Below are 8330 nucleotides of genomic sequence, written 5' to 3' on the forward strand. Positions count from 1 at the left end.
GCCATGACCGAGCCGACCGAGCTGCCCGCCGCCTTGCCGCGGCTGCCGCCGCAGCACCTGCCGCGGCCCCGTTTGCACCAGCCGCTGCTGCGCGGCGAATGCCGCCTGCGACTGCTCTGCGCGCCCGCCGGCAGCGGCAAGACCGTCCTCCTCGGAGAATGCGCGCGGCGGGCGCCGCCTGGCGTGCAGGTGGTCTGGCTGGCGTTGGGCGGGGAAGCGCTGGACCCCGTGACCTTCCGCCGCCGCCTGGCCGGCGCCCTCGGCTTGGCCGAGGACAGCGACGAAGCGCAGCTGTGCCGGCGGCTGCGTAACGCTTCCGCGCTGTGGCTGCTGCTCGACGATTACCCACGGCACCCCGACCCCGCCCTCGACGCCTGCCTCGATCGCCTGTTGAGCGCGGCCTCGCCACGGGTGGGCTGGTGGCTGGCGAGCCGGCGGCGGCCGCAGTGCAACCTGGCGCGGTTGCTGCTGGAAGGGGAGTTGCTGGAGGTCGACGGCGGCCTGCTGGCGTTCGATACCGACGAGGTCGCCGAACTGCTCCGCCTGCACGGGCGCAGCGCCGATGCCACTACGGCCGGGGCACTGCTGGAACGCAGCGGCGGTTGGTGCGCCGCGTTGCGCTTGCGCCTGCTGGTCGGCGAAGAGACGGCCGGACCGTTGTTGCAGGAATATCTCCAGCACGAGTTGCTCGACGAGCTGCCGCCGCCGCTGGCCGACGCCGCGCGTGCCCTGGCCTGGCTGCCGCAAGTCGGTCCGGAGCTGTTCCGCCGGCTGTTCGAGGAGCTGCCCCACGGGCTGGACGACCTGTTGGCGCGGGGCTTCCCCCTGCTGGCCGATGCGAACCAGCGCTACAGCCTGCCGCCGGCGATCCGCGAGGCCTGGCGCGAAGCGCCGCAGCGCCCGCAGCGGGACTTCCACCGGGAAGCCTGCGAATGGTTCGCCGAACACGGCGAGACCCGCGAGGCGGTCGACCAGGCGCTGGCCGCCGACGAACCGGAAACCGCCGCCGGATTGTTGCAGAAGCTCACCGAGGAGCAATTGCTGCACGGCCACAACATCGGCATGGTCCTGGCCCTGCGCGACGAACTGCCGGCGGCGCTGCTGGCCAGCACGCCGCGCCTGGTGATCCTGAATGCCTGGACGCTGCTCTACGCCGGACGCCTGGCCGAAGCCGAGGACTGCATCGGCCAGTTGGCGCGCTTCCTGCCGATGCCCTCGGCGTCCCGCCAGCGGGTGCTGCTGGCGCAATGGCAGGGCTTGTTCGGGATCCTCCTGCACTGCCGCGGCGAGCGCGGCGCCGCCGACTACCTGCGCGAGGCGCTGGAGCAACTGCCGGAGGACGCCTGGTCGCAGGGACTGATCTGCCGCTCGGCGCTGATGCAACTGGCGATGATCGAGGGGCGGATGGACCAGGCGCGGTTGATCGGCCGCGATGCCTTGCGCCTGGCGCGCGAGCACGACAGCCTGATCTTCGAGGCGTTGATCGAACTGGAGCGGGCGCAGTGGCTGGAGCAGCGCGGCGAACTGCTGCGCGCGGAAGGCGTCCTCGATCGCGCCCAGCGCTACCTGGAGGACCTCGGCCAGCAGGGCAGCCCGATGCTCGGCCGGATCGCCCTGCGCCGCGCGCGCCTGTGCCTGCAGCAGGGCCGCGAGGTCGAGGCCGGGCACTGGTATCGGCTGGGGCTGGAGCAGGCACGGGAGAATCTCGATCCCTGGGCGCTCTACGGCTACCTGGGACTGGCCTTGCTGGAAGCCGGGCAGGGCGACCTGGACGCGGCGTTCAACCGCCTGCTGGAGGTCGAGCGGCTGATGCAGCAGCGCCATGTCCCCGATCCGCTGTATCGCGGCGCGCTGCTGCTGGTCAGCTCCGCCCTGACCCTGCAGCAGGGAAGGCCGGCGCAGGCGCGGGAGATCCTGCTGCGGGTCCGCGCCTACTTCCAGCCGGGACGGGCGCGCCTGTCGCCGCCCTCCGAACCGGAGCTGGAAGCGCGGGTAGAGCACCAATTGGCACTGGCCGAACTCTACAGCGGCGAGGCAGCCGCCGCCGAAGCGCGGCTGCGCGGGCTGCTCGCCATTCTCGAGGCGCAGGGGCGGCAGACGCTGCTCTGCGAAGTGCGCATGGGTATCGCCGAGTGCCAGTTCCTCTCCGGACAATTGCCCCAGGCCCAGCAAACCCTGCGCAGCGGCCTGGAACTGGCGGAGCGGCTGGGCCTGCAACTGCCGCAGCGGCGACTGCGGGATCGCCAGCCGCAACTGTTCGCCGCCCTGCCGGGGGAAGAAGAGGAGGGGCTCAGTCCGCTCAGTTGCCGGGAACTGGCGGTGCTCGGCCTGATCGCCCAGGGCTGCTCCAACCAGGAGATCGGCGAGCAACTGTTCATTTCCCTGCACACGGTGAAGACCCACGCCCGGCGGATCAACGGCAAGCTCGGGGTGGCCCGCCGGACCCAGGCGGTGGCGCGGGCCAAGGCCCTCGGCCTGCTCGCCTGAGCGGCCTCAGTGCAGGGCGCGGCCGGTCGGCGGGGCGAGTTCGCCCAGGCGCTGGCCGAGGCGCAGTTGCTCGGTGGGATCGTCGCTGAGCAAGAGCGCGCGTTCCAGGTCGTAGCGTTCCGCCTGCGGGCAATCCAGTTGCCGATAGAGGCCGGCGCGGGCCTCGTGGTCGGCGGCGCCCACCGGGCCGAGTTCGATCACCCGCTGGGCATCCTTCAGCGCGGCCAGCGGCTCGCCGACGGCGCTGTGCAGTTGTCGCAGGTTGCGCGACAGACGCTGGAGGATTTCCCCGGGAGAGGCCTGCTTCAGGTAGGCGGCCTGCAGCTCGCTCTTCGGCCCCTGCAGGCGCAGCAGCAGTTCGCGGCAGTCGGTGGGATAGAGGCGCCGTCCGGTGGCCGGGTCGAGCAGATGGTCGGCCTGCGGCACGCGCAGCAGGAAGCGTCCCGGGAAGTTCACTCCGACCAGCGGAATGTCCAGCCGCCGCGCCAGTTCCATGGCCACCAGCGCCAGCGACAACGGCTGTCCCTGGCGCCGCTGCAGCACCAGCGGAAGCAGGGCCGAGCGCGGTTGCAGGGGGAAGTCGTCGTCCTCGCAGAAACCCTGTTCGCTCATTCGCCGCAGCAACCCCTGGGCGCGCTCGCTGGCCGAGGCGCGATCGTCCAGGCTCGCGCCGATCTGCCGGACGAGTTCGTCGAGCTCGCGCAGGGCGTGGGCGGGCGAATACGCCGGGAGGTGCTCCGCGGCGATCCACAGGGCCGCCTCGAACAGCGCTGGCGGTTCCTGGGCGAGACAATCGAGGCAGGCTTGACGCGGGTCCATGGCTTTCCTCCTGGTGCGCCTGGATCGCTGCGGACGGGCCGTTCGGAGCACGCCGGGGCCGGTTTCGAGCGGGCGGACCCCAAGGTTGTAACCGTCCGCCGAAGCTTCGTCCAGTACCCGGCTCGGCGAGCGCCGCCGCCTGGTCGTCGGCCTTGCGGGCGTTTCGCCGACGCCTGCCTATACTGAAGGTGCCGGGCGGCAACGGCCCGGCCCGGACAACAAGCAGCAAGCAGGGGAGCCCCAGCATGTTCGACATGATGGACGCGGCCCGGCTCGAGGGTCTCCACCTCGCCCAAGACCCGGCCACGGGACTCAAGGCCATTATCGCCATCCACAGCACGCGACTCGGCCCGGCACTGGGTGGTTGTCGCTACCTGCCTTACCCCAACGACGAAGCCGCCATCGGCGACGCCATCCGCCTGGCCCAGGGCATGAGCTACAAGGCGGCCCTGGCCGGGCTGGAGCAGGGCGGCGGCAAGGCGGTGATCATCCGCCCGCCGCACCTGGACAATCGCGGCGCGCTGTTCGAGGCCTTCGGGCGCTTCATCGAAAGCCTCGGCGGACGCTACATCACCGCGGTGGACAGCGGTACCTCCAGCGCCGACATGGACTGCATCGCCCAGCAGACCCGCCACGTCACCAGCACCACCCAGGCCGGCGACCCCTCGCCGCATACCGCCCTCGGCGTGTTCGCCGGGATTCGCGCCAGCGCCCAGGCGCGCCTCGGCAGCGACGACCTGGAAGGCCTGCGGGTCGCGGTGCAGGGGCTCGGCCACGTCGGCTACGCATTGGCCGAGCAACTGGCGGCGGTCGGCGCCGAGCTGCTGGTCTGCGACCTCGATCCCGGCCGGGTGCAACTGGCCGTCGAGCAGCTCGGTGCCCATCCGCTGGCGCCGGAGGCATTGCTCTCCACCCCTTGCGACATCCTCGCGCCCTGCGGCCTGGGCGGCGTGCTCACCAGCCAGAGCGTCAGCCAGTTGCGCTGCGCGGCGGTGGCCGGGGCGGCGAACAACCAGTTGGAGCGGCCGGAGGTCGCCGACGAGCTGGAGGCGCGCGGCATCCTCTATGCGCCGGACTACGTGATCAACTCCGGCGGCCTGATCTACGTCGCCCTCAAGCACCGCGGCGCCGATCCGCACAGCATCACCGCGCACCTGGCGCGGATTCCCGCGCGGCTCACCGAGATCTATGCCCATGCCCAGGCCGACCACCAGTCGCCGGCGCGGATCGCCGACCGTCTGGCGGAACGGATTCTCTACGGCCCGCAGTGACGGGCCGGCGTTTCCGGCGAGGCCGCCAGCGGGCCTCGCCAGCGGCAGTGCGGGCCACCCCCGCGGTGCCGCGCGTGCACGCCGCCACCCGCGGCGCGACCCTGAGCGGCACGCCTACCCGGCGTGCGGAGGAGGTTTGCGATGGTTCACAACCGGATCGACCCGCCTTTCACCCGCTACCTCGACAGCGACGGTCGGCCCCTCGGCGAGTTGCCCGCCTGGGCCGGCGACAGCGATGCGCTGGTCGGCCTCTACCGGCAGATGCTCCTGACCCGCCTGTTCGACCAGAAGGCGGTGGCCCTCCAGCGTACCGGGCGGATCGGCACCTATGCGCCAACCCTCGGCCAGGAAGCCATCGGCGTGGCCATCGGCAGCCAGATGCGCGCCGAGGACGTGCTGGTGCCCTATTACCGCGATACCGCCGTGCAATTGATGCGCGGCGTGCGCATGGAGGACATCCTCCTCTACTGGGGCGGCGACGAGCGCGGCAGCGACTACGCCGAACCGCTGGCGGCGCAGGACTTTCCCATCTGCGTGCCGATCGCCACCCAGGCCCTGCATGCCTGCGGGGTCGCCTCGGCGTTCCGCATCCGCGGCGAGCACCGGGTGGCGGTGACCACCTGCGGCGACGGCGCCACCAGCAAGGGCGATTTCCTCGAGGCGCTGAACGTGGCGGGCGCCTGGCAGTTGCCGGTGCTCTTCGTGGTCAACAACAACCAGTGGGCGATCTCGGTGCCGCGGCGCATCCAGTGCGGCGCGCCGACCCTGGCGGAGAAGGCGGTGGGTGCCGGCTTCCCCGGCGAACAGGTGGACGGCAACGACGTGCTGGCGGTCGCCGAACGCGTCCGCGCGGCCCTGGAGCGCGCGCGCCAGGGCAAGAGGCCGACCCTGCTGGAGTGCATCAGCTATCGCCTGTGCGACCACACCACGGCCGACGACGCCAGCCGCTACCGTTCCGCCGAGGAGGTCAACCAGGCCTGGCGCGAGGAGCCGATCAAGCGCCTGCGCGCCTTCCTCGCCGGCCGCGGCCAGTGGGACGAGGAGCGCGAGCAGGCGCTGGTGGGTGAGTGCCAGGCGCGGGTGCAGGAGGCGGTGGAGCGTTTCGAGACGTTCGCCGCGCAGGCGCCGCAGGCACTGTTCGAGCATGTCTACGCGCGCTGGCCGGCGGCCCTGGAGGAGCAGCGCGAGCAATTGCTGGAACGCGCCGCGCGGCGGCAGGGAGGGGCCGAACATGAATGAGCGCAACGGCGAAGCGAAACGCCTGGCCCTTCTGGAGGCGGTCAACCTGGCGTTGCACCGGGCCATGGCCGAGGACGAGGCGGTGGTGGTGCTGGGCGAAGACGTCGGGGTCAACGGCGGGGTGTTTCGCGCCACCCTCGGCCTGCGCGAGCGCTTCGGCTTCAAGCGGGTGCTGGATACGCCGCTGGCGGAGAACATGATCGCCGGGCTGTCCATCGGCATGGCCGCCCAGGGCCTGAAGCCGGTGATGGAGATCCAGTTCATGGGCTTCATCTACGCCGCCATGGAGCAACTGGTGTCCCATGCCAGCCGCCTGCGCAATCGCACCCGCGGCCGCCTGGCCTGCCCGTTGGTGCTGCGCACGCCGATGGGCGCGGGAATCCGCGCGCCGGAGCACCACAGCGAGGCGACCGAGGCGATGTTCGCGCACATCCCCGGCGTCCGCGTGCTGGTGCCGTCGTCGCCGGCGCGGGCCTACGGCCTGCTCCTGGCGGCGATCGACGATCCCGATCCGGTGATCTTCCTCGAACCGACCCGGCTCTACCGGATGAACCCGCAGCCGCTGGCGGACGACGCCCGGCGCCTGCCGCTGGACAGTTGCTTCACCCTCCGCGAAGGCGGCGACCTGACCCTGGTCAGCTGGGGCGCCAGCGTCCACGAGACCCTGCAGGCCGCCGAGCGCCTGGCGCAGCGCGGCATCGAGGCCGAAGTGATCGACGTCGCCTGCCTCAAGCCGCTCGACCTCGACACCCTCGAAGCTTCGGTGCGCAAGACCGGTCGCTGCGTGATCGTCCATGAGGCGCCGAAGAGCGGCGGCCTTGGCGGGGAAATCGCCGCGAGCCTCTACGAGCGCGTCCTGTTCGATCTGCGGGCGCCGATCCAGCGGGTCGCCGCGGCCGATATCCCGCCGCCGCTGTACCGCCTGGAACCGCTGTACATGCCCGCCGTGGAGGACATCCTGGCGGCCTGCGACACCGTGCTCGGCTACGCCTGAGCCGAGGGGAGACGACCATGAAGCACTTCAAGCTGCCCGACCTGGGCGAGGGCCTGCAGGAAGCGGAAATCGTCGAATGGCACGTCAAGGCCGGCGACAGCGTGCGCGCCGACCAGCGCCTGGTCTCGGTGGAAACCGCCAAGGCGCTGGTGGACATCCCCGCGCCCTACGACGGGGTGGTGGGCAAGCTGTTCGGCGCCGAGGGCGACATCCTCCACGTCGGCGAACCGCTGGTGGGCTTCGAGGGCGAGGAGGCGGACGCCGGTACCGTGGTGGGGCGCCTGGAGGGCGGCGGTAGCGCCCTGGAGGACCGTTTCTTCATCGGCGCCGCACCGTCCACCCGCGAGCACCTGGCACCGCGCGCGACCCCGGCGGTGCGCCAGTTCGCCCGCCAGCAGGGCGTCGAGCTGGCCGGCCTGAGCGGCTCCGGCCCGGATGGCCTGATCACCCGCGCCGACGTCGAGGCCGCCGCCCAGGGCGCCCGCGAACGCTTCGGCGGCGAGCGCTTGCGCGGGGTACGGCGGAGCATGGCGCTGAACATGGCGCGCTCGCATGCCGAGGTGGTGCCGGTGACGATCTACGGCGACGCCGACCTGCATCGCTGGAAGACCGCACGCGACCCGTTGATCCGCCTGGCCCAGGCGCTGGCCGAGGCCTGTCGCGCCGAGCCGACCCTCAACGCCTGGTTCGATGGCGCCTCGTTGTCGCTGAAACTGCATGAGCGGCTCGACCTGGGGATCGCCGTGGACACCCCGGACGGCCTGTTCGTGCCGGTGCTGCGCGACGTCGGTGCGCGTTCGGCGGAGGACCTGCGCGCCGGTATGCGGCGCCTGCGCGAAGACGTCCAGGCACGCTCGATCCCGCCGGCGGAAATGCTCGGCGCGACCCTGACCCTATCCAACTTCGGCACCCTGTTCGGCCGCTACGCCAACCCCGTGGTGGTGCCGCCGCAGGTGGCCATCCTCGGCGCCGGCGGCATCCGCGACGAAGTAGTGGCCTGGCGCGGCGAGATGGCGATCCACCCGATCCTGCCGCTCTCGCTGACCTTCGATCACCGCGCCGCCACCGGTGGCGAGGCGGCGCGTTTCCTCAAGGTACTGGTGAACGCCCTGGAGCAGCCCGACGGCTGATCAGCGCCGGCGCTCCAGCCACCATGCCAGCAGCGCGCCGAGGGCATAGGCGAGCAGGTCGAAGCCGTCGGCGGTGCTGCCGAGAACGATGCGCAGCACGGGGCTGGAGAATTGCCAATGCAGTTGCGCCGCCAGGTACTGGCCCAGTTCCAGCAGCGCGCCGACGGCAAAGGCGGCGGATGCCAGCCAGGCGGCCGGCGCCCTGAGCGCGCTGCCCATCAGGTAGTAGAGCCAGACCACCGCCAGCAGGTCGCCGCCGAAGCTGCGTATCCAGCCCCAATGCCGGCCCAGGGTGGCGAGCAGGACCAGCAGGCCGAACAGCAGCAGTGCCAGCAGCAGGCTGCGCCGGTCCAGGCGCCAGCGTCGGGAGCGGACGGGGGAGGCGGGGAG

At 71.8% G+C, this 8330-nt stretch carries 7 protein-coding genes; 5 read left to right on the forward strand and 2 right to left on the reverse strand.

The window, feature by feature from the left end; genetic code table 11:
* Positions 1-3: 3 nt before the first annotated feature.
* On the forward strand, positions 4-2487 hold the full coding sequence (locus tag FFS27_RS23970; RefSeq protein ID WP_003138208.1) for a LuxR C-terminal-related transcriptional regulator: 2484 nt from the start codon (positions 4-6) through the stop codon (positions 2485-2487).
* A 6-nt stretch (positions 2488-2493) separates the two neighbouring features.
* On the opposite strand, the gene FFS27_RS23975 is transcribed toward FFS27_RS23970, so the two are convergent.
* On the reverse strand, positions 2494-3306 hold the full coding sequence (locus tag FFS27_RS23975) for a SirB1 family protein (protein ID WP_003138209.1): 813 nt from the start codon (positions 3304-3306) through the stop codon (positions 2494-2496).
* Positions 3307-3551: 245 nt separating this feature from the next.
* Here FFS27_RS23975 and FFS27_RS23980 point away from each other — a divergent pair, with 245 nt between their 5' ends.
* The 4 genes from FFS27_RS23980 to FFS27_RS23995 all read left to right on the forward strand — a co-directional run bounded on the left by FFS27_RS23980 (position 3552) and on the right by FFS27_RS23995 (position 7940).
* Positions 3552-4577, forward strand: a complete 1026-nt coding sequence (locus FFS27_RS23980; RefSeq protein WP_003091859.1) for a Leu/Phe/Val dehydrogenase — start codon at positions 3552-3554, stop codon at positions 4575-4577.
* Between the two features lie 141 nt (positions 4578-4718).
* Positions 4719-5816 (forward strand): pyruvate dehydrogenase (acetyl-transferring) E1 component subunit alpha, encoded by a 1098-nt coding sequence (gene pdhA / locus FFS27_RS23985; protein ID WP_058133454.1) that lies wholly within the window; start codon positions 4719-4721, stop codon positions 5814-5816.
* Entirely contained in the window at positions 5809-6810 is a 1002-nt protein-coding gene (locus FFS27_RS23990; RefSeq protein ID WP_003138212.1) for an alpha-ketoacid dehydrogenase subunit beta, read from the forward strand. The genes pdhA and FFS27_RS23990 overlap by 8 nt, the downstream gene beginning before the upstream one ends.
* A gap of 17 nt (positions 6811-6827) precedes the next feature.
* The gene (locus FFS27_RS23995; protein WP_003117550.1) at positions 6828-7940 is read left to right on the forward strand and encodes a dihydrolipoamide acetyltransferase family protein; all 1113 of its coding nucleotides are present in this window, start codon (positions 6828-6830) and stop codon (positions 7938-7940) included.
* Here FFS27_RS23995 and FFS27_RS24000 read toward each other — a convergent pair.
* On the reverse strand, positions 7941-8330 hold a 390-nt coding region (locus tag FFS27_RS24000), incomplete at its 5' end, for a DUF2809 domain-containing protein (protein ID WP_042855449.1).

This window comes from Pseudomonas sp. 2VD (assembly GCF_005503585.1).
GTDB classification, from domain to species: domain Bacteria; phylum Pseudomonadota; class Gammaproteobacteria; order Pseudomonadales; family Pseudomonadaceae; genus Pseudomonas; species Pseudomonas aeruginosa.

Excerpts from the sequence above, each read along its gene's own strand:
- FFS27_RS23970 (WP_003138208.1), top strand. The coding sequence starts at position 4 with ATGACCGAGCCGACCGAGCTGCCCGCCGCCTTGCCGCGGCTGCCGCCG.
- FFS27_RS23975 (WP_003138209.1), bottom strand. The coding sequence starts at position 3,306 with ATGGACCCGCGTCAAGCCTGCCTCGATTGTCTCGCCCAGGAACCGCCA.
- FFS27_RS23980 (WP_003091859.1), top strand. The coding sequence starts at position 3,552 with ATGTTCGACATGATGGACGCGGCCCGGCTCGAGGGTCTCCACCTCGCC.
- pdhA (WP_058133454.1), top strand. The coding sequence starts at position 4,719 with ATGGTTCACAACCGGATCGACCCGCCTTTCACCCGCTACCTCGACAGC.
- FFS27_RS23990 (WP_003138212.1), top strand. The coding sequence starts at position 5,809 with ATGAATGAGCGCAACGGCGAAGCGAAACGCCTGGCCCTTCTGGAGGCG.
- FFS27_RS23995 (WP_003117550.1), top strand. The coding sequence starts at position 6,828 with ATGAAGCACTTCAAGCTGCCCGACCTGGGCGAGGGCCTGCAGGAAGCG.